Annotated in this window: 17 protein-coding genes; 9 read left to right on the top strand and 8 right to left on the bottom strand. The window is 71.6% G+C overall.

The genetic code is table 11. From position 1 onward, the window contains the following. Positions 1-25 precede the first annotated feature (25 nt). Genes ABZU74_RS22065 through ABZU74_RS22050 form a run of 4 tightly spaced genes read right to left on the bottom strand, consistent with a single transcriptional unit; the run spans position 26 to position 2,080 of the window. The gene (locus ABZU74_RS22065) at positions 26-373 is read right to left on the bottom strand and encodes a DUF3140 domain-containing protein (protein WP_196924458.1); all 348 of its coding nucleotides are present in this window, start codon (positions 371-373) and stop codon (positions 26-28) included. Next, complete coding sequence (locus ABZU74_RS22060; protein ID WP_355426866.1) at positions 360-578, bottom strand: DUF2945 domain-containing protein; 219 nt, start codon at positions 576-578, stop codon at positions 360-362. The genes ABZU74_RS22065 and ABZU74_RS22060 overlap by 14 nt, the downstream gene beginning before the upstream one ends. A gap of 36 nt (positions 579-614) precedes the next feature. After that, positions 615-1,217: a Uma2 family endonuclease gene (locus tag ABZU74_RS22055; protein WP_355426863.1), complete on the bottom strand. Its 603-nt coding sequence runs from the start codon at positions 1,215-1,217 to the stop codon at positions 615-617. 56 nt (positions 1,218-1,273) lie between these two features. Next, a complete protein-coding gene (locus ABZU74_RS22050) occupies positions 1,274-2,080 on the bottom strand; it encodes a class I SAM-dependent methyltransferase (RefSeq protein WP_355426860.1) in 807 nt (268 codons plus the stop codon). A 471-nt stretch (positions 2,081-2,551) separates the two neighbouring features. Here ABZU74_RS22050 and rpsA point away from each other — a divergent pair, with 471 nt between their 5' ends. Further along, positions 2,552-4,063, top strand: a complete 1,512-nt coding sequence (gene rpsA, locus ABZU74_RS22045; RefSeq protein ID WP_112582670.1) for a 30S ribosomal protein S1 — start codon at positions 2,552-2,554, stop codon at positions 4,061-4,063. A 229-nt stretch (positions 4,064-4,292) separates the two neighbouring features. Then, a complete protein-coding gene (gene coaE, locus ABZU74_RS22040; protein ID WP_355426857.1) occupies positions 4,293-5,474 on the top strand; it encodes a dephospho-CoA kinase in 1,182 nt (393 codons plus the stop codon). Positions 5,475-5,476: 2 nt separating this feature from the next. Here coaE and ABZU74_RS22035 read toward each other — a convergent pair whose 3' ends face one another. Then, a complete protein-coding gene (locus ABZU74_RS22035) occupies positions 5,477-7,357 on the bottom strand; it encodes a hypothetical protein (RefSeq protein WP_355426854.1) in 1,881 nt (626 codons plus the stop codon). Between the two features lie 206 nt (positions 7,358-7,563). On the opposite strand from ABZU74_RS22035, the gene uvrB reads away from it, so the two are divergent. The 4 genes from uvrB to ABZU74_RS22015 all read left to right on the top strand — a co-directional run bounded on the left by uvrB (position 7,564) and on the right by ABZU74_RS22015 (position 12,071). Continuing rightward, positions 7,564-9,672 (top strand): excinuclease ABC subunit UvrB, encoded by a 2,109-nt coding sequence (gene uvrB, locus ABZU74_RS22030; RefSeq protein ID WP_355426851.1) that lies wholly within the window; start codon positions 7,564-7,566, stop codon positions 9,670-9,672. Between the two features lie 82 nt (positions 9,673-9,754). Beyond that, on the top strand, positions 9,755-10,564 hold the full coding sequence (locus ABZU74_RS22025; protein ID WP_355426995.1) for an AraC family transcriptional regulator: 810 nt from the start codon (positions 9,755-9,757) through the stop codon (positions 10,562-10,564). A 90-nt stretch (positions 10,565-10,654) separates the two neighbouring features. Then, positions 10,655-11,023: a VOC family protein gene (locus tag ABZU74_RS22020; protein ID WP_355426848.1), complete on the top strand. Its 369-nt coding sequence runs from the start codon at positions 10,655-10,657 to the stop codon at positions 11,021-11,023. A 190-nt stretch (positions 11,024-11,213) separates the two neighbouring features. After that, a complete protein-coding gene (locus ABZU74_RS22015) occupies positions 11,214-12,071 on the top strand; it encodes a helix-turn-helix transcriptional regulator (protein ID WP_355426845.1) in 858 nt (285 codons plus the stop codon). A gap of 121 nt (positions 12,072-12,192) precedes the next feature. Here the strand turns inward: ABZU74_RS22015 and ABZU74_RS22010 are convergent, their stop codons facing one another. Next, positions 12,193-12,486 carry an antibiotic biosynthesis monooxygenase family protein gene (locus ABZU74_RS22010; protein WP_355426843.1) on the bottom strand — a complete coding sequence of 98 codons (294 nt, stop codon included), beginning with the start codon at positions 12,484-12,486 and terminating at the stop codon, positions 12,193-12,195. An 83-nt stretch (positions 12,487-12,569) separates the two neighbouring features. Here ABZU74_RS22010 and pnuC point away from each other — a divergent pair, with 83 nt between their 5' ends. The 3 genes from pnuC to ABZU74_RS21995 all read left to right on the top strand — a co-directional run bounded on the left by pnuC (position 12,570) and on the right by ABZU74_RS21995 (position 15,659). After that, positions 12,570-13,226, top strand: coding sequence for a nicotinamide riboside transporter PnuC (pnuC, locus tag ABZU74_RS22005; RefSeq protein WP_355426841.1), 657 nt, complete (start codon positions 12,570-12,572; stop codon positions 13,224-13,226). Continuing rightward, positions 13,223-14,347, top strand: coding sequence for an AAA family ATPase (locus ABZU74_RS22000; protein ID WP_355426839.1), 1,125 nt, complete (start codon positions 13,223-13,225; stop codon positions 14,345-14,347). The genes pnuC and ABZU74_RS22000 overlap by 4 nt, the downstream gene beginning before the upstream one ends. A 313-nt stretch (positions 14,348-14,660) precedes the next feature. Further along, entirely contained in the window at positions 14,661-15,659 is a 999-nt protein-coding gene (locus ABZU74_RS21995) for a TerC family protein (RefSeq protein ID WP_355426836.1), read from the top strand. 203 nt (positions 15,660-15,862) lie between these two features. Here the strand turns inward: ABZU74_RS21995 and ABZU74_RS21990 are convergent, their stop codons facing one another. Then, complete coding sequence (locus ABZU74_RS21990) at positions 15,863-16,819, bottom strand: NlpC/P60 family protein (protein ID WP_355426834.1); 957 nt, start codon at positions 16,817-16,819, stop codon at positions 15,863-15,865. A 29-nt stretch (positions 16,820-16,848) separates the two neighbouring features. After that, on the bottom strand, positions 16,849-17,946 hold the full coding sequence (locus ABZU74_RS21985) for a dipeptide epimerase (protein ID WP_355426831.1): 1,098 nt from the start codon (positions 17,944-17,946) through the stop codon (positions 16,849-16,851). Positions 17,947-17,953 lie beyond the last annotated feature (7 nt).

The raw sequence follows: 17,953 nt of genomic DNA, 5'->3' as shown, positions 1-17,953 counted from the left end.
GCCCTGGTTCTGAACAGTGACGTGGTTACTTCAAGGGGTCGTGGCCCCAGTTCATGAGGGACCAGCGCCACTTGGTGTCGCGGACGTCGCCCGAGGGCCGCTGGGCCATGTGCCGGCGTACGTAGCCGACCACCTTGCGCATGTGCTTGTAGTCGCCCTCGGACAGGTCGCCGCGTTTGCGACGGAGCAGGTTGATGATCTTCCGACCGGATTCGTGCCCGACGGACTCGCCACCACCAGCCTGACCGCCCTTGTGCCAACCGACCTGCTTCGACTCGTCGGTCTCCAGCCACGTGGACAGCTCACCGGGCTTCATGTTCACCGCTTCGGTGAACTCCCGGTAGGTGTCCCGGCCATCGTCACTTCTGCTCATGACGCAGCGCCTCGGGCCGGTGGGCCACGTCGCGGCCCGTGCCGTCACTGCGGACCCGGTACTGCGGATCATCGGGGGCCGCGTTCACGGCCCGCCCGCGGATCCGTGTCCGCTCGGTGATCGTCCCCCGCACCACGCCGTACGCGCGGCTGCCGTGGGCCGACCAGGAGACATGGTCGCCCTTACGGAATCTCTGTTCGGCCATGGCCCTCGGCTACCCGAGGCGGCCAGGGCGAAACGACTACGGGGTGATCTCGGCGACCGGCAGCTTGATGTCGAACGGCTCGGTCAGCTCAATCACGTCGGCACCGTCGGCGACCAGCTCGTACTGCCGCTCACCGCCCGGCCCCACATGGTCGCCGATCCGGTACGCGTAGACGTGCACCGGGTCCTGCTCGATCCGCCAGTAGAACGGGATGCCGGCGGCGGCGTACTCCCCGGGTTTCGCGAACCGGTCGATCCGTCGCGTGCCCGCCGAAACGATCTCCACGGCGAGTACGACGTCCTCCGGCCGCAGGAGGGAATGAACGGATGCGACGCTGGCACTGTGCAACAGCACATCCGGCTGTCGACTCGTGTTGTGGCTCAGCCTGAGCCCGACGGCCTGGGTGGCACGAAGGTGAAGCGGCGCGTGGTTGCGCAGCCAAAGCCAGAGCAGGCTGGAGATGTTCTGATGGCCCAGGGTGGGGGAGGGTGTCACCTGGACAACTCCGTCGACGAGTTCGACGCGGGGGGCGTCGTCCGGCAGGGTGAGCAGGTCCTCCAGCGTGTAGTCGGCACGCTGCTGCCGCATCGGGTCCGGACACCAGGGGCCAGGTGATGTCGGGATGGGCTCAGCGCTCATAGGGCGAGCCTACCGGCGATCGATGGGTCGCAGGTCGGACAGCGGGTACGACGCGCTCACCCGGCGGGCTTCTCGGTGACGAAGATGGCGGTGCCGGGGAAGAGCCGTCCGCGCAGCGGGCTCCACTGCCCCCAGACCCCCTCGTGCCCCTCCGGCCACTCCGGCTCCACCAGGTCCAAGAGTCGGAACCCGGCGCCGACCAGCTCGCGGATCCGGTCGCCGAGGGTGCGGTGCTGCTCGACGTAGGTGGCCACGCCGGTCTCGTCCTGCTCCACGTAGGGGGAGCGGTCGAAGTAGGAGTGCACGGCCGTCAGGCCGCCCTCGCCCGGGTCGTCGAGGAAAATCCACCGCATCGGGTGGGTCACCGAGAACACCCACCGGCCGCCCGGGCGCAGCACCCGGTGCACCTCGGCGAGCAGCGCCGCCGAGTCGTCCACGAACGGGATCGCGCCGAACGCGGTGCAGGCGACGTCGAACGACAGGTCGGCGAACGGCAGGGCGAGCGCGTCGGCCTGCACCAGCGGTACGCGTACCCCGGTGCGGTCGGCGGCCTCGGCGGCGTGCCGCAACATGCCGGCGGACAGGTCGAAGGCGACCGGCTGGGCGCCCTGGGTGGCGAGCCAGCGGGCGCCGGCCGCGGCGCCGGCGCCCACTTCGAGCACCCGTCGACCCGACACGTCGCCGAGCAGGCGGGCGTCGGCCTCGCGCAGGCCCTCGGGGCACCACACGAAGTCCACGTCGCCGAGGAACGCGCCGTGTTCGGCCTGGTAGTCGTCGGCGTCGGTGTCCCACCAGCCGCGGTTGGCGCGCCGGGCCTCGGCGTCACCCACCCGGCGCCGGGTAACCCGGCTGTCGTCATCCACGCGCCCACGCTAGGCCCCGCCCACCCCGGTGGGTACGGCGACGCGTCCACGATCTGCCCGACTCCTCGCGTGGCAGCCTTGATCCACTCTGGCTCGGTGGGACACACCGACATCCCAGGAAACAAGTCGATCACGCGCGGCGCGTGGGTGCGCGGGCGGCGGGGCGGGAGGGTCTGCTGTGACGCAGGAGACAGCAGGGGTGTTTTCCGGGCGATTGTTCGGCTTTCGCAGGTCATCGCACGAAGAGAACCCGGGAGGGCTTGCACGCTGTGGTAATGCGCACGGTAGGCTAGACGATGCGCTCGCGGATCGCGTTGCCTCGGCAGGGAGCAGGTGCGCGGTCGACGGAGCCACATCATGATCTCACTAGGCGATCGTTCGGTGTGCCCGGCGACGGATCCGCTGGCGCGAACAGGTCACTGCGACACACCAGCCTGCTGTGACAACCCACCGACCGGAGCAACCGCCCACATGACGAGCAGCATCGAGGCCCCCTCGAGCGCCACCCGGGTCACCCACGACGATCTCGGTTCCGAGGAGGCTTTCCTCGCCGCGATCGACGAGACCATCAAGTACTTCAACGACGGCGACATTGTCGAAGGCACCGTCGTCAAGGTCGATCGGGACGAGGTCCTGCTCGACATCGGCTACAAGACCGAGGGTGTCATCCCCTCTCGGGAGTTGTCGATCAAGCACGACGTGGACCCCGCCGAGGTTGTGACGGTTGGCGACCACATCGAGGCCCTGGTCCTCCAGAAGGAGGACAAGGAGGGTCGTCTGATCCTCTCGAAGAAGCGGGCACAGTACGAGCGGGCCTGGGGCACGATCGAGAAGATCAAGGACGAGGACGGCGTCGTCCGCGGTTCGGTCATCGAGGTGGTCAAGGGCGGCCTCATCCTCGACATCGGGCTGCGCGGCTTCCTGCCCGCGTCCCTGGTCGAGATGCGTCGTGTGCGTGACCTGCAGCCGTACGTCGGACGGGAGCTCGAGGCCAAGATCATCGAGCTGGACAAGAACCGCAACAACGTGGTTCTGTCCCGCCGGGCCTGGCTGGAGCAGACGCAGTCCGAGGTGCGCACCGAGTTCCTCAACAAGCTGCAGAAGGGCCAGGTCCGCAAGGGCGTCGTGTCCTCGATCGTCAACTTCGGCGCCTTCGTGGACCTCGGCGGCGTCGACGGTCTGGTGCACGTCTCCGAGCTGTCCTGGAAGCACATCGACCACCCGTCCGAGGTCGTCGAGGTGGGCCAGGAGGTCGAGGTCGAGGTCCTGGACGTCGACCTGGACCGCGAGCGGGTCTCGCTGTCGCTGAAGGCGACCCAGGAGGACCCGTGGCGGCAGTTCGCCCGCACCCACGCGATCCAGCAGATCGTGCCGGGTAAGGTCACCAAGCTGGTGCCGTTCGGTGCGTTCGTCCGGGTGGACGACGGCATCGAGGGCCTGGTCCACATCTCCGAGCTGGCCGAGCGCCACGTGGAGATCCCGGAGCAGGTCGTCCAGGTTGGCTCCGAGGTCATGGTCAAGGTCATCGACATCGACCTCGAGCGTCGCCGGATCTCGCTGTCGCTCAAGCAGGCCAACGAGGGCTTCGTCGAGGGCGAGGAGCACTTCGACCCGACCCTCTACGGCATGGCCGCGACGTACGACACCGAGGGCAACTACATCTACCCGGAGGGCTTCGACCCGGAGACGGGCGAGTGGCTCGAGGGGTACGACAAGCAGCGCGAGACCTGGGAGAACCAGTACGCCGAGGCTCGTCTGCGCTGGGAGGCCCACACCAAGCAGGTGCAGACCTCTCGGGCCGCCGACGCCGAGGCTGCCGCCAACCCGACTCCGGCCGTCCCGGCCGCTGGCGGCGGCGGTGGCGGTGGCACCACCTCTTCGTCCAGCCCGGCCCCGAGCCGGCAGGCCGAGGAGCCGGCCGGCACGCTGGCCACCGACGAGGCGCTCGCCGCACTGCGGGAGAAGCTCGCCGGCGGTAAGTGACCCGCTGAACGACGACGGGCCCCGTCCCCGCGATCTCCGGATCGCTGGGGGCGGGGCCTTCGCCGTACCCGCCGTAGGCCACCGGCGCGAGCTGCGCTCGGCGGCTGGTGTGGACCGCCACGATCGTGGCGCGGGGCGTTGGGCCGCACCACGGGCGCAGGGTGGGTTGGGTGTCGCCGGGCCGTGGGTGGGTTTGGCGGCGGGTTTGTCGATCCGGTTGACTGTTCGGGTGCTGAGGGTGGGGTTGACCGGCGGAATCGGGTCGGGCAAGAGCGCGGTGGCCGCGCGGCTCGTCGAGCGGGGCGCGGTGCTCATTGACGCCGACCGGGTGGCCCGGGAGGTGGTGGCGCCGGGTACGGACGGGCTGGCCGAGATCGTGGCCGCTTTCTCCGACGCTGTGGTGGACGCCGATGGCGCACTGGACCGTGCCGCACTGGGAGCTGTGGTGTTCGCCGACGAGACCGCCCGGCGTCGGCTGGAGGCCATCACCCACCCCCGGGTGCGGGCCCGTACCGCGGAGCTGGCCGCGGCGGCGGCACCTGACGCGATCGTCGTCAACGACGTACCGCTGCTGGTCGAGGTGGGTCTCGCGCCGACGTACCACCTGGTGGTCGTGGTGCAGGCGGCCGTGTCGACCCGACTGGAGCGGCTGGCGCGCGACCGGGGGATGCCTCGCGCGGAGGCCGAGCGGAGAATCGCCGCCCAGGCCGACGACGTCCGCCGCCGGGCGGCGGCGGACGTGGTGCTGACGAACGACGGCAGCCTGACGGCGCTGCACGACGCCGTCGACCTGCTTTGGAAGCAGCGGCTGGTTCCCTACGAGGACAACCTGCGCCAGCGGCGGGTGGTGCCGCCGGCCCCGGCGGAGAAGGCCGGGGCCGACGCGAGTTGGCCGGAGCAGTACGCGCGGTTGGCCGCCCGGATCCAGCACACGCTCGGTTCGGATGCCCTGCGCATCGATCACATCGGTTCGACGGCGGTGCCCGGTCTGGCCGCCCAGAACGTCATCGATGTGCAGGTGGCGGTCTCCAGCCTCGCCGACGCCGACGGGCCGTTGGCGGATCGGCTGGCGGGCGCCGGGTTCCCGCGGGTGCCGGGGCAGTGGTGGGACGACCCGCGCCCGGCTGGCCGGGGCCGGTGGGAGAAGCGGCTGCACGGCAGCGCGGACCCGGCCCGCCCGGTTCGTCTGCACCTACGGCTGGCGGATTCGCCGGGTTGGCGGTATGCGCTGCTGATGCGCGACCACCTGCGTGCCGACCCGGATCAGCGGTCCGCGTACCTGCTGCTCAAGCGGGACCTGATCGACGCGGCGCCGGAGGCCGGCGATTCCGGCACGGCCCGGAACCCGTGGTTCGACGAGGAGTACCTGCGGGCCGAGCAGTGGGCCGCGCAGACCGGCTGGCGCCCCTGAGGTCAGCGGGCACCGGGCCGAGGGGCCGAAGACCGAGGGGCTGAGGGTCGAGGGGCGACCAGCCGAGGGTTGGCGGCCAGTCGGGGTACGACGGCGGGGTGGAGATCCAGGTGGGCCCACGCGCCGGCGTCGGTCTGCAACTCGAGCCGGCGGAGCAACCCGTCCCGGTCGATCCAGTAGCGCAGCCGCCCGTCCGCCGGGCCCGACTCGATGACGTCCACGCTCCGTCCGGCGGCGACGTCCTCGCGTACCCGCACGGCCGCGCCGCGGTGCCCGACCGACCCGGCGGTCACCGCGGCCTCGACCAGCACGCTCAGGTCGTCCCGGCCGGGTCGGGAAACCCGCCAGCCCCCGGCCGGGGGCGGCAGTGGCGGCCGGGCCGGCGCCTCCGCGGTGCCGCCGCCGGCGGTGACCGCCGGCAGGTCCGCCCGGGCCAGACCGGCGGCGTCGCGTCGCAGCAGGGTCCGGCGATCGGGTACGCCCAGATCGGCGACCGCGAGGTACGCGGTACGCGCGGTCCAGCTCAACCAGCCGGCGCCCCGCAGGTTCGTGTCCGTGCCCGTCGGCGCGGTAAGCGTCAACGTGGCGCCGCCCTGGGCGCGGAGCCGGGCCGGCAGCCGGTCGAGCCGACGTTGCTCGGCGTCGGTCAGCGCGCGGGGCAGACCGGGTCGGCCGCCGAGTGCGTCCACCGGCCTCAGTGTCGGCCGGTCCGCCCGGTTGAAGATCAGGGTGACCGGGCCGGCGCCGGGCAGCCGGGTCACCAGCTTGTGCAGTCGGGCGTCCTGGTCCAGCCAGTACCGGGTCTGTTCGTCCGGGGCGGGCGTCGCGGCGCCGGGGGTGCCGACCGAGGTGCTGGCGGCCGGCGTGCCGGTGGGCAGTGGCGCCTGTATGACGTCCAGTGGGCCGGCCGGCACGGTCTCCCGGGCGATCCAGCGTGCTCCGTTGGACGGCGCCGTCCGGGTCGGGGTGTCCGGGCGGTCGGCGGCGAGGTCGAGGAGCAGGTCGAGCACCGGTGCCAGCTGCGCACCGGGTGCCAGTCGGTGCAGCCGCCACCGGTCCTCCGGGGCTACCAGTGGTGGCGCGGCGGGAGTGGGCACCGCCGCCGGATCGGGCCGGACCACCAGCACCCGGCCGCTTCTCTGCAGCAGCCCGCGTTCGGCGCCCGCGCCCGGCCCGCCCACGTCGAGGTAGAGCAACGACCGGGACCAGTCCACCCAGCCCACCAGCTCGATGCGGGTGGCGCCGGTGCCGGCCGTGACGCGTACGCCGGCGCGCAGGTCCCGCAGGTTGGTGACCCGCACGGCGGCCAGCCGTTCGCTCTCCGGCACGGTGAGCGGCCGGGCCGGCTCGGGCGGGTCGGGCGCCCAGCTCAACAGCCCGAGCACCAGGGCCGTCGCGGACGTCAGCGCCGTCAGACCGAGCAACAGCAGCACCGTACGCCGACGACGGCCGGCCGAGGTCGGGCCGGTGGTGTCGGCGGCGCCGGTGGTGTCGGCGGTGTCGGGGGTGTCGTCGCGGCGGGCGGTGTTGTCGCGGTTTTCCGCGAGGCTCCGCGCGGCGGCGGCCCGGTGCGTGTCGGTGGTCCTGCGGCCGGCGGTGGCTCGGCGCGTGCCGCCGCTGGGCCGGCCGGCCGTGGGCCCACCTCCGGTGTCGGTGGTGGGCCGGTTGGCCGCTGAGGCGCCGCCGGCCGGGCCGGTGCGGTGCCGCCCGCTGCCGGTGCTCGGGTCGTCCGACCGGGGCGTGCCGGTGCGGGCGGTGGTGTCGGGCGCCGGGGTCGGGGAGGTGTCCACGGAGGTGAAACGGGCGGGGAGGCATCGGGGTGACGAGCAGGGGCGCTCGCGGCGGCCGGTCTGCGCCTCGAGCGCGACCACACGGGTGCGCACGCCGGACGAGCCGGGTGCTGCGACCGCAGTGCCGGGGGTGACCGGCCGTGATGTTGGCCTGGCCACCGGCCCGGTCGGCCGCCGCGAGCGGCCTACATCAAGAGGGTAGTCCCGGTGACATGGGCCACACAATGGGAATATTGAAGCTGATCACGTACCTGGCGTGACGGCCGTTCCTGTCGGACCTCCGGCGTACCGTTGGTGGCATGGCGCTCGACATTCCCCGGCTCGACAACCGCTTCCAGGTCGTCAGTGACTTCCAGCCGGCCGGCGACCAACCGGCGGCCATCGATGATCTTGAGCGCCGGGTTCGGCGCGGCGACCGCAACACCGTGCTGCTCGGCGCGACCGGCACCGGCAAGAGCGCCACCACGGCGTGGCTGATCGAGCGGCTGCAACGCCCCACCCTGGTGCTCGCCCCGAACAAGACGCTCTGTGCGCAGCTGGCCAAGGAGTTCAGCGAGCTGCTGCCGCACAACGCTGTCGAATACTTCGTCTCGTACTACGACTACTACCAGCCCGAGGCGTACATCCCGCAGACCGACACCTACATCGAGAAGGACTCCTCGATCAACGAGGAGGTGGAGCGGCTGCGGCACTCGGCGACGATGTCGCTGCTCACCCGTCGCGACGTGATCGTGGTGGCGACCGTCTCGGCGATCTACGGTCTGGGCACCCCGGAGGAGTACCTCAACCGGGCGGTGAAGGTGCAGACCGGGCAGGAGCTCGACCGCGACCAGTTGCTGCGCCGGCTGGTCGACATCCAGTACACCCGCAACGACATGGCCTTCCAGCGGGGCACCTTCCGGGTCCGCGGCGACACCCTGGAGATCATCCCGGCGTACGAGGAGCTGGCGGTCCGCATCGAGCTCTTCGGTGACGAGGTGGAGAAGCTCTACTACCTCAACCCGTTGACCGGTGACGTGGTCCGCGAGGTCGACCAGCTGGTGATCTTCCCGGCCACGCACTACGCGGCGGGTCCGGAGCGGATGGAGCGGGCGATCCGCGACATCGAGGTGGAGCTGGCCGAGCGGCTCGCCGAGCTGGAGCGCCAAGGCAAGCTGCTGGAGGCGCAGCGGTTGCGGATGCGCACCACCTACGACATCGAGATGATGCGGCAGGTAGGTTTCTGCTCCGGCATCGAGAACTACTCGATGCACATGGACGGGCGGCTGCCCGGCAGCCCGCCGCACGCCCTGCTCGACTACTTCCCCGACGACTTCCTCACTGTGGTCGACGAGTCGCACGTGACCATCCCGCAGATCGGCGGCATGTACGAGGGCGACGCGTCGCGCAAGCGGATGCTCATCGACCACGGCTTCCGGCTGCCCAGCGCGGCCGACAACCGGCCGTTGCGCTTCGACGAGTTCCTGGAGCGGGTCGGCCAGATGGTCTTCCTCTCCGCGACCCCCGGCACCTGGGAGATGGAGCAGGCCCAGGGCGAGTTCGTCGAGCAGGTGATCCGACCCACCGGTCTGGTCGACCCGGAGGTCGTGATCAAGCCGACCAAGGGCCAGATCGACGACCTGATGCACGAGATCAAGCTGCGCACCGACCGGGACGAGCGGGTGCTGGTCACCACGCTTACCAAGAAGATGGCCGAGGACCTGTCCGACTACCTCCTGGAGAACGGCATCCGGGTGCGTTACCTGCACTCGGAGGTCGACACGCTGCGCCGGGTGGAGCTGCTGCGCGAGCTGCGCAAGGGCGACTACGACGTGCTGGTCGGCATCAACCTGCTCCGCGAAGGTCTGGACCTGCCCGAGGTGTCGCTGGTGGCGATTCTCGACGCCGACAAGGAGGGCTTCCTGCGCAGCGGTCGGTCGCTGATCCAGACCATCGGGCGGGCCGCCCGTAACGTCTCCGGTCAGGTGCACATGTACGCCGACAAGATCACCCCGTCGATGGCGGCGGCGATCGACGAGACCGATCGGCGTCGGGCCAAGCAGATCGCGCACAACGAGGCGCACGGCATCAGCCCGGAGCCGCTGCGCAAGAAGATCCACGACATCCTGGACGACATCTACCGCGAGGCGGAGGACACCGAGAATTCCCGGGTTGGGGGCGCGGTGCGTCAGCTCTCCCGGGGCAAGGCGCCGGTCAAGGAGACCCGCAGCCGGAGTCGGTCCGCCGCCGGCACCACCTCGCGGGAGGGGATGGCCCGCGCCGACCTCGCCCAGCTCATCCAGGAGCTCAACGACCAGATGTTGGCCGCCGCCCGCGAGTTGCAGTTCGAGTTGGCGGCTCGGATCCGCGACGAGGTCTCCGACCTGAAGAAGGAGCTGCGCGGCATGGACGCCGCCGGGGTGAAGTGACGGCCACCCGGTCGGCCACGCCCAGCGTTCCGCTCGGGCCCGGCTGATCGGGGCACGCGAAGGGCGGGCACGGTTGACAGCGGTGGTGCCGATCGGCGAGATGGTCCGCGGGCTGCCCGACGCCAGCCTGCGTCCATTCGTCGACAGCTACGTGGGCTACCGGGAACGGGCGGACGTGCCACTGGTCCGTCGGGAGTCGGCGGGCGTCTTCGTGGTGCTGATCCTGGGTTGGGGCGCTCCGCTGGACGTGACCGACCCGCGCAGCGCGGAGCGCGGCGTCACCGCTGTCGACTCGTTCGTGGCCGGCACCTTCGACGGTTGGTGCGCCACGCGAACGCTGGGTGTGGGGGAGGGCGTCGAGTTGCTGCTCGCCCCGCTGACCGCCCGTCGGCTCCTCGGCCTGCCATTGAGTGAGCTGACCAATCGGGCCGTCGCCGTCGGGCAGCTCCCGGGCCGTTGGCTGGATCGGCTTCGCGGCCGGCTCGCCGAGGCCCCCGGCTGGCCGGAGCGGTTCGCCCTGCTCGACAGGGTGCTCGCCGCCCGGCTGGCGGCGTCCTCGCCGGTGGATCCGCGGCTCGACTGGGCGTGGCGGTGGCTCGTCACCAACTGTGGGCGGGGGAGCGTCGGTGTCCTCGCCGACGAGTTGGGCTGGAGCCGGCGACACCTCGCGTCCCGGTTCCGGCGGGAGGTCGGGCTGCCGCCCAAGATGGCCGCCCGGCTGCTGCGTTTCCAGCAGGCTCAGGCGGTGTCGACCCAGGTCGGCGCGACCGGGAGGGCCGTCGACTGGGCCGCGGTGGCGGCGGGTTGCGGCTACTACGACCAGTCCCACCTGATCCGGGACTTCCACCAGTTCGCGGGGGCGACGCCGGCAGCGCTGCTCGCCGCCCGCTGACGGCGGCCGGCTGACCGCAGTCGCGTCGGCGACCCGCCGAGGTCACATTCGTCCAATCCGGATCGGCGTCGCCGGCCGCAGAATCGGTTCATGCGAACCATCTATCCCGTCTTCCGTTATCCCGACCCCCGCGCCGCGATCGACTGGCTCGGCGCCGCCTTCGGTTTCCAGGTGCATGCCGTGCACGAGGCCCCGGACGGCACTGTGGCGCACGCCGAACTGGTTCTCGACACCGGCATGGTCATGCTGGGGGGCCGGGCCGACGCCGCGTCCCGGCCGGCCGACGACGCCTGGTCGGTCTACGTTGCCGTGCCGGACGTCGACGCGCACTGCGCCCGGGCCCGCGCGGCCGGCGCCGAGATCACCCGCGAACCGTTCGACACCGACTACGGCTCCCGTGACTACGCAGCCCGCGACCTGGCGGGCAACGTCTGGTCCTTCGGCACCTACCGACCCTGAACCCAGCCGCACCGACCTACGGCCCGGCGGGCTCCGGTCTCGCCGGCCGTAACGGCTTCTGACCTGCGGAAACGGGACGTGCGGACCGGCCCGACCGGTCGACGGCACCGAATGCCCTGATTGCGGTGCGCGAGCGCGCTATTGCACTGGGTGATCGTCCTGCGTAGTCTCCCTCGGTGGGGAGGCCGGGATGCCGCTGCCAACAAGTCCTGTCATTCGACGCGCACGTCTCGGCGCAGAATTGCGCCAACTTCGTCGGCGCGAGTCGCTGACCCTGGAGCAGGTCTGCGACCGGCTGGGCTGGGCCTCGACGTCGAAGCTGTCCCGCATCGAGCTGGGCCAGAGTCGCCCGGACCTGGCCGACGTGCTCGATCTGCTGGACGTCTACAAGGTGCCGACGCCCGCCCGGGAAGCGCTGATCGTCATCGCCCGGGACGCGGCGACCAGTCGAGGCTGGTGGAAGACGCTGGGCGAGATGAGCGAACGGCAGCGCATCTACGCCGAGTTGGAGGCGGGCGCCGCCGACATCGTCGAGTACCAGCCGTCGGTGGTGCCGGGGCTGCTCCAGACCCCCGCGTACGCCCGGGTGCTGGTGACGGCCGGCGTCCAGCTCACGCCAGAGGTCGACGTGGAGGCCGAGGTGCGGGCCCGGGCGCTGCGGCAGGAGGTGCTGCGGCGGGCCTATCCGCCGCGCTACACGGCGGTGCTCGCCGAGGCCGTCTGCGACCCGGGTGACCTGCCGGTGGCGGTCTGGCGTGAACAGCTGCGGCATCTGGTCGCCGTGACCGGCCTGTCCCACGTCACGGTGCGGCTGTTGCCCCGCGGGGCGGCCGGTGGCGGGCTGCACCCGCTCACACCGTATTCCTGCTATGCCTTTCCCGACCCGGCGGACCCGCGGACGGTGATGCTCGAGGCGTTGACCACCGACGTCCGGTTGGCCACAGTGCTCGACGTCGACCGCTACGAGCGGATGACCGAGGCGCTGCTGGCCGCTGCGCTGTCACCGGAGGAGACGGTCACCGTGCTGGCCCGCCGCGTCGGCGAGTAACGGTTGCGGGTGCGACGGTGCGACGCCGCGCGGCCACCGGGCCCGGCGCCCCCGAGCCCGTCGGGACCGGCGGCCGGCGCGTGCGCCCCGGCACGGTAACCGCGCGGTACGACAGTTCGGCTCAGGCCGGTACGTCGAGGAAGTGTTCGACCAGGGGCGGGCCCGCGAAGTGCGGCCCGATCAGCGCCCGCCACCGAACGAACCGTTCGGTGGCCCGGAAGTTCTCCTCGTGTGCCTCGACCGAGTCCCATTCGACGAGCAGCACGAAGCGGGTCGGCGACTCGATTCCTCGGGTCATCCGCACGGACCGGCAGCCGGTCGCCCCGGCGAGCACCGGGTGACCCTCGGCGTACGCCTTGGCGAACGCGTCCTCGTGGCCGGGAAGGACATCGATCAGCGCGACCTCAAGCACCATGTCGGACAGCCTCCCACGGTGGCCGGGGCCGGTGGGATCGCGGGGGTCTGTTCCGGCGTCGGCGACGCCCCTAGGGTGGCCTCGTGATCATCGACTGGCTCACCGGCACCGCGTTTCAGGTGGCCGGTACGGGCACCACCTGGGCGGAGTTGCTGGGGTTCGCGACCGGTGTGCTCAACGTGTGGCTGGTGGCCCGGCAGAAGACCGCCAACTGGCCGATCGGCATCGCCAACGTGCTGCTGCTCATGCTGCTGTTCTGGACCGCCGGGCTGTACGCCGACGCGGGCCTCCAGGTCGTCTACGTCGCGCTCGGCTGCTACGGCTGGTGGCACTGGCTCTACGGTGGCGAGCGGCGCAGCCGGCTCACGGTGAGCCGGACGGGGCAACGGGAGTGGCTGGTGCTGGCCACCGCCGGGGTGGTGCTCACCGGCGCGCTCTGGGCGCTGCTGGACCGGGCCACCGACTCGACAGTGCCGCTGCCGGACGCGTTGACCACGGCGCTGTCCCTGCTGGCGACATACGGGCAGACCCGTAAGCGGGTGGAGAGTTGGTGGCTCTGGATCGCCGCCGACCTGATCTACATTCCCTTGTACGCGTACAAGGGACTGCACCTGACCGCCGTCCTCTACCTGGTCTTCCTCGCCCTGTGCGTCTTCGGGTTGCGGGCCTGGCGGGCCGATCTGCGTCGGGTCGCCCGGCCGAGCGCGGTGCCGCCCGGCCCGGCCCCGGTCAGCGCGTGAACGCCGAGACGTCCGGCCCTGCTCCGGCGCCACGCGGGTCGGCCCGTTCGGCCGCTGCGGAGTTCGGGCACGGGATGGTGGTGGGCAAGTTCTATCCACCGCACGCCGGGCACCACGCGCTGATTGGGGCGGCCGCCGCCCGGTGCGCCGAGGTGACAGTCGTCGTGGCGCCCTCGCGTCGGGAGTCCATTGCGCTCCCGCTGCGCCTCGACTGGTTGCGGGAGGCGCACGCGGACACGCCGTGGGTCCGTTTCGTCGGCCGGTACGACGACCACCCCGTGGACTACGCCGACCCGGCCGTCTGGGACGCGCACTGCGCGGTGTTCCGGGCGGCGGTCGGGTCGAGGTCGGTGGACGCGGTCTTCTCCTCCGAGGCGTACGGAGCCGAGCTGGCGCGCCGCTTCGACGCCGTACCCGTGTCGGTGGATCCGGATCGGCGGACGGTGCCGGTGTCCGGGACAGCCGTGCGCGCGGACCCGGTGGGTCACTGGCGGTGGCTGAGCGCGCCGGTGCGGGCGTGGTTCGTTCGGCGGGTGGTGGTGGTCGGGGCCGAGTCGACCGGGACCACGACGATGGCGGCGGCGCTCGCGGGGCACTACAGCACGTCCTGGGTGCCGGAGTACGGCCGTGAGTTGACCGCTCGCAAACTGGCCCGGTTGCGGGAACTCACGCCGGAGGCGACAGTCTTCGACGTCACCTGGGATCGGGACGACTTCCGTGCCGTGGTCAGCGAGCAGCAGGCGGCCGAGGACGCGGCGGCCCGGACGAGCGGCCCGCTGCTGTTCTGCGACACCGACGCGCGGGCGACGGCGGTGTGGGAGGAGCGCTACCTGGGCAGCGCGTCGGAGGAGGTGCGGGCGGCGGCGCGCCGGCCGGCGCTGTATCTGCTGACGGATCACCGGGGGGTGCCGTTCACCGACGACGGGCTGCGCGACGGTGAGCACCTGCGGGCCTGGATGACCGAGCGGTTCCGGGCCGAGCTGGCGGGGTGCGGGGTGCCGGTGGTGGAGCTGACCGGGTCGCATGCCGAGCGGTTGGCCCGGGCGGTGCGGGCCTGCGACGACCTGGTAGCCGCCGGCTGGTCGCTCACCGATCCGATCGTCGCACCCGATTTGCACTAGCCTCCTAGGAAGCCTTAGACGGTGTGACGATCCGACGGGTGGCCAGCGCCACCGGGTGCCCGGGGTGTGATCACGGCGCGTGGTGGGCAACAATGGTCACCGAGGAGGGGAGTATTCCCCCGCAACGGAGTCGTCAGCACGGTCGATCACCGGAACCACGGTGGCCCGACCCGGCCCCGTAGGTCGCCGCCCCTCTCCGGGGCGACGGCGGAAGAGACCTCCGACAGTCACCAGAGTGAGCGACAGCGGCACGCCGGCTCCCGCAAGGGCGTACGGTGTGCCCGACGCCGCGTGTCTGCCGGAGGAATGAACGTTGGACGTGTCCGGATTGGTGTGGGCGGGGACGCTTGTCGCACTGACTGCGGTCCTGCTCGTCGACCTGTTGATCATCGGTCGGCGCCCGCACGAGCCGAGTGTGCGAGAGTCGAGCCTCTGGGTCGCCTTCTACGTCGGTCTCGCTCTGCTCTTCGGCGCTGGTGTCTGGCTGACCTCCGGAGCCAGCGCGGCCGGCCAGTTCTACACCGGCTGGCTCACCGAGTACAGCCTCTCGGTGGACAACCTCTTCGTCTTCGTGATCATCATGGCCCGCTTCGGGGTGCCCCGGCAGTACCAGCAGAAGGTGCTGCTCGTCGGCATAGTGCTGGCGCTCGTGATGCGCGGTGGGTTCATCGCCGCGGGTGCGGCGCTGATCACGCAGTTCTCCTGGGTCTTCTACATCTTCGGCGCGTTCCTGATCTACACCGCGGTGAACCTGGCCCGGCAGGGTGAGCCGGACGAGGACGAGTTCTCCGAGAACGTGCTGATCCGGTGGAGCCGCAAGGCGCTGCCGATCTCGAAGGAGTACGACGGCGCGAAGCTCACCACCCACGTGGCCGGTCGGCGGCTGTTCACCCCGATGCTGATCGTGATGATCGCGATCGGCACCACCGACCTGATCTTCGCGCTTGACTCGATCCCGGCGATCTTCGGCATCACCCAGGAGCCGTACCTGGTCTTCACCGCGAACGTCTTCGCGCTGATGGGCCTTCGGCAGCTCTACTTCCTGCTCGGTGGCCTGCTCGACCGGCTGATCTACCTGAGCTACGGCCTGGCCGTCGTGCTCGGCTTCATCGGGGTCAAGCTGGTGCTGGAGGCGCTGGCCGACAACAACCTGCCGTTCATCAACGGGGGCGAGCACGTCGGCTGGGCGCCGCACATCCCGATCTGGTTGTCGCTGCTGGTCATCATCGGCACCCTGGGCATCGCCACCGCCGCCAGCCTGATCAAGTCCTCCCGGGACCGGCGTCGCGAGTTGGCCGACGCCCGACGCTGACCGGTCACCGGCCGGGTGCGGACACGCGCCCGGCCGGTTAAGGGCGTGGTTCGGAAGTGCTGGCCGGCCTGCGCCGGGCCCAGCCGCCGCCCGGCGGCGTTGTCGCGGTGTCCGGATACAACACCGGTATCCGGACACCGCTCCGCCTTGCCAGACGACGGCTGGACTCCGGCTCGACTCGACCGACACTTCCGAACCACGCCCTAGACCCGGTGGGCGCCCACCAGCGTGGCGGTCCGGTCGGCCGGCAGCGGCTCCTCGATCACCCGTCGCCGCCGGTAGCAGGCGTGCAGCATCCGGCGCTCCCCGCCCTCGCCGGGCGTGGCGGTGACGATGCCGATGTGATGGATCTTGCGGCCGGGTCGGGCGAAGAAGTAGAGATCACCGGGGCGTTCCGCGCCCAACGGCAGTGGGGTGGTGGCCACGGCCTGATCATCGGCGTCGCGGGGCAGCAGCACCCCGAACCGCCGCCAGGCCAGATGCACCAGCCCCGAGCAGTCGATGCCGTGCGCGGAGAGACCGCCCCAGATGTAGACCACGTCCAGCAGTCGCTGTGCCACCGCGAGCGCCTGCTCGGCGGTCGGCGACGCGGCCGACGCCGGGACCAGGTGCCCGTCGGGCAGCCAGAGCGGTGTGGCCCGGCCGGGGACGTGCACCGGCCGCCAGCCGTCCTGCGCGGGGCCGGCCGGGACGAGGCGGGTGCCGACGACGACACCGGGCAGCTCCACCGGCCCGTTCGGGGCGGCGTGCAGCCCGGTGACCGTGGCGTCCACCACCAGCGGGCGGTCGGTGCTGGTCTGGGCCGGGTCGTCGAGAACGGCCAGCTGCCCGGCGGGGAGCCAGCCCGGGTAGCCGCGCGGGTCCAGCTTCGCGGCTGGTTGTTCGACGGCGACGACCCGAGCCCAGCCGTCCGGGCGGAGCTCGCTGACGAGGACCCGTTCGCCGAGCAGGAGTTGGCTCAGCACGCAGTCGCCGACCTGCTGGTCGGTGTCGAGTCCGGAGACCCAGGTCGGGATGTCGACGCCGGCGGTCAGCGCTGGGCAGTCGACCGGGCGGACCGCCTCGGGGGACGTCCACAGCGTCGCCACGGCGACCCGGACGACGGCCTCACGGCCCGGTTGCAGCTCCACGTCAACCCCCAGATCGTGTCGGCTGTCCACAGAAACTCTATGAAAGAAACCGACAGCCATCAACCGCGAGCCTGCACTTTTGCTTCAGTCAGGCCGGAGATGCCCAGGCCAGGGGCATCCGGCAACACCACTGTCGCCCCGTCGTAGCGTATGCCGCCCTGCACCGGTGACCAGGCCAGCCACCAGGCGGCGTCCAGGTCGGCGACGGCTGTCGTGCCGTACGCGGCGACCAGACTCGCCGCCGCCCCGATGCCGACCTGGCTCTCCATCATCGAGCCGACCACAGTGCCGAGCCCGTGGGCGGTGGCCAGGTCGAGGAGGGTACGGGCCGGATGCAGCCCACCGCACTTGGCCAGCTTCACGTTGACCAGGTCGGCGGCCCGGCGACGGATCACCTCCACCAGGTCACGGACCCCGAAGACCGCCTCGTCGGCCAGGATCGGCACGGACACCCGGTCGCTGACCCAGGCCAGCCCGTCCAGGTCCCAGCGGGCCACCGGCTGCTCGACCAGCTCCACGTCCAACCCGGCGTCCTCGATGCCGCGGATCACCCGGACCGCCTCCCGGGGCGTCCAGCCCTGGTTGGCGTCCAGCCGGATCCGGGTGCCCGGACCGACGGCCGCCCGCACCGCCCGCACCCGGTCCAGGTCACCGACCGCGTCGGTGCCGACCTTCAACTTGAGAACGCCGAAGCCGTCGGCCTGCCGCTGCCGGGCCGCGGCCGCCAGGTCCACCGCGTCCCCCGCCGCCAGCGTCACGTCCGTGGGGACCCGCAGCGAGGTGCCCCCGAGCAACCGCACCAGGGGTACGCCCAGTCGCCGCGCGGCGAGGTCGTGCAGGGCGACGTCCACCGCGGCCTTCGCGGCCTCGTTGCCGACCACCGCGCGCTGCACCTCGGCGCACCGGGTCACCAGGTCGTCCGGGTCACGGCCGATCAGCTGCGGGCCAAGCAACTCGCGGACACACGCCTGTGCGCCAGCGACCGACGCGCCGGTGACCTGCCAGACCTGGGGCGCCTCGCCGAAGCCGGACCGGCCGTCGCTGTCGACGAGTTCGACGACCAGGGTGTCCACTGTGGTGGTACGGCGCAGCGCGGTGACGAACGGGGTGTGTAAGGGGGCGGAAACCCGGTGGGTGCGTACCGCCGAGATCGTCATGTGAGGC

It is taken from the genome of Micromonospora sp. NPDC005171 (genome assembly GCF_040608575.1).
GTDB lineage: Bacteria > Actinomycetota > Actinomycetes > Mycobacteriales > Micromonosporaceae > Micromonospora.
Note: the sequence above shows the minus strand (reverse complement) of the source record. Positions and strands in the feature narration are given on the sequence as shown.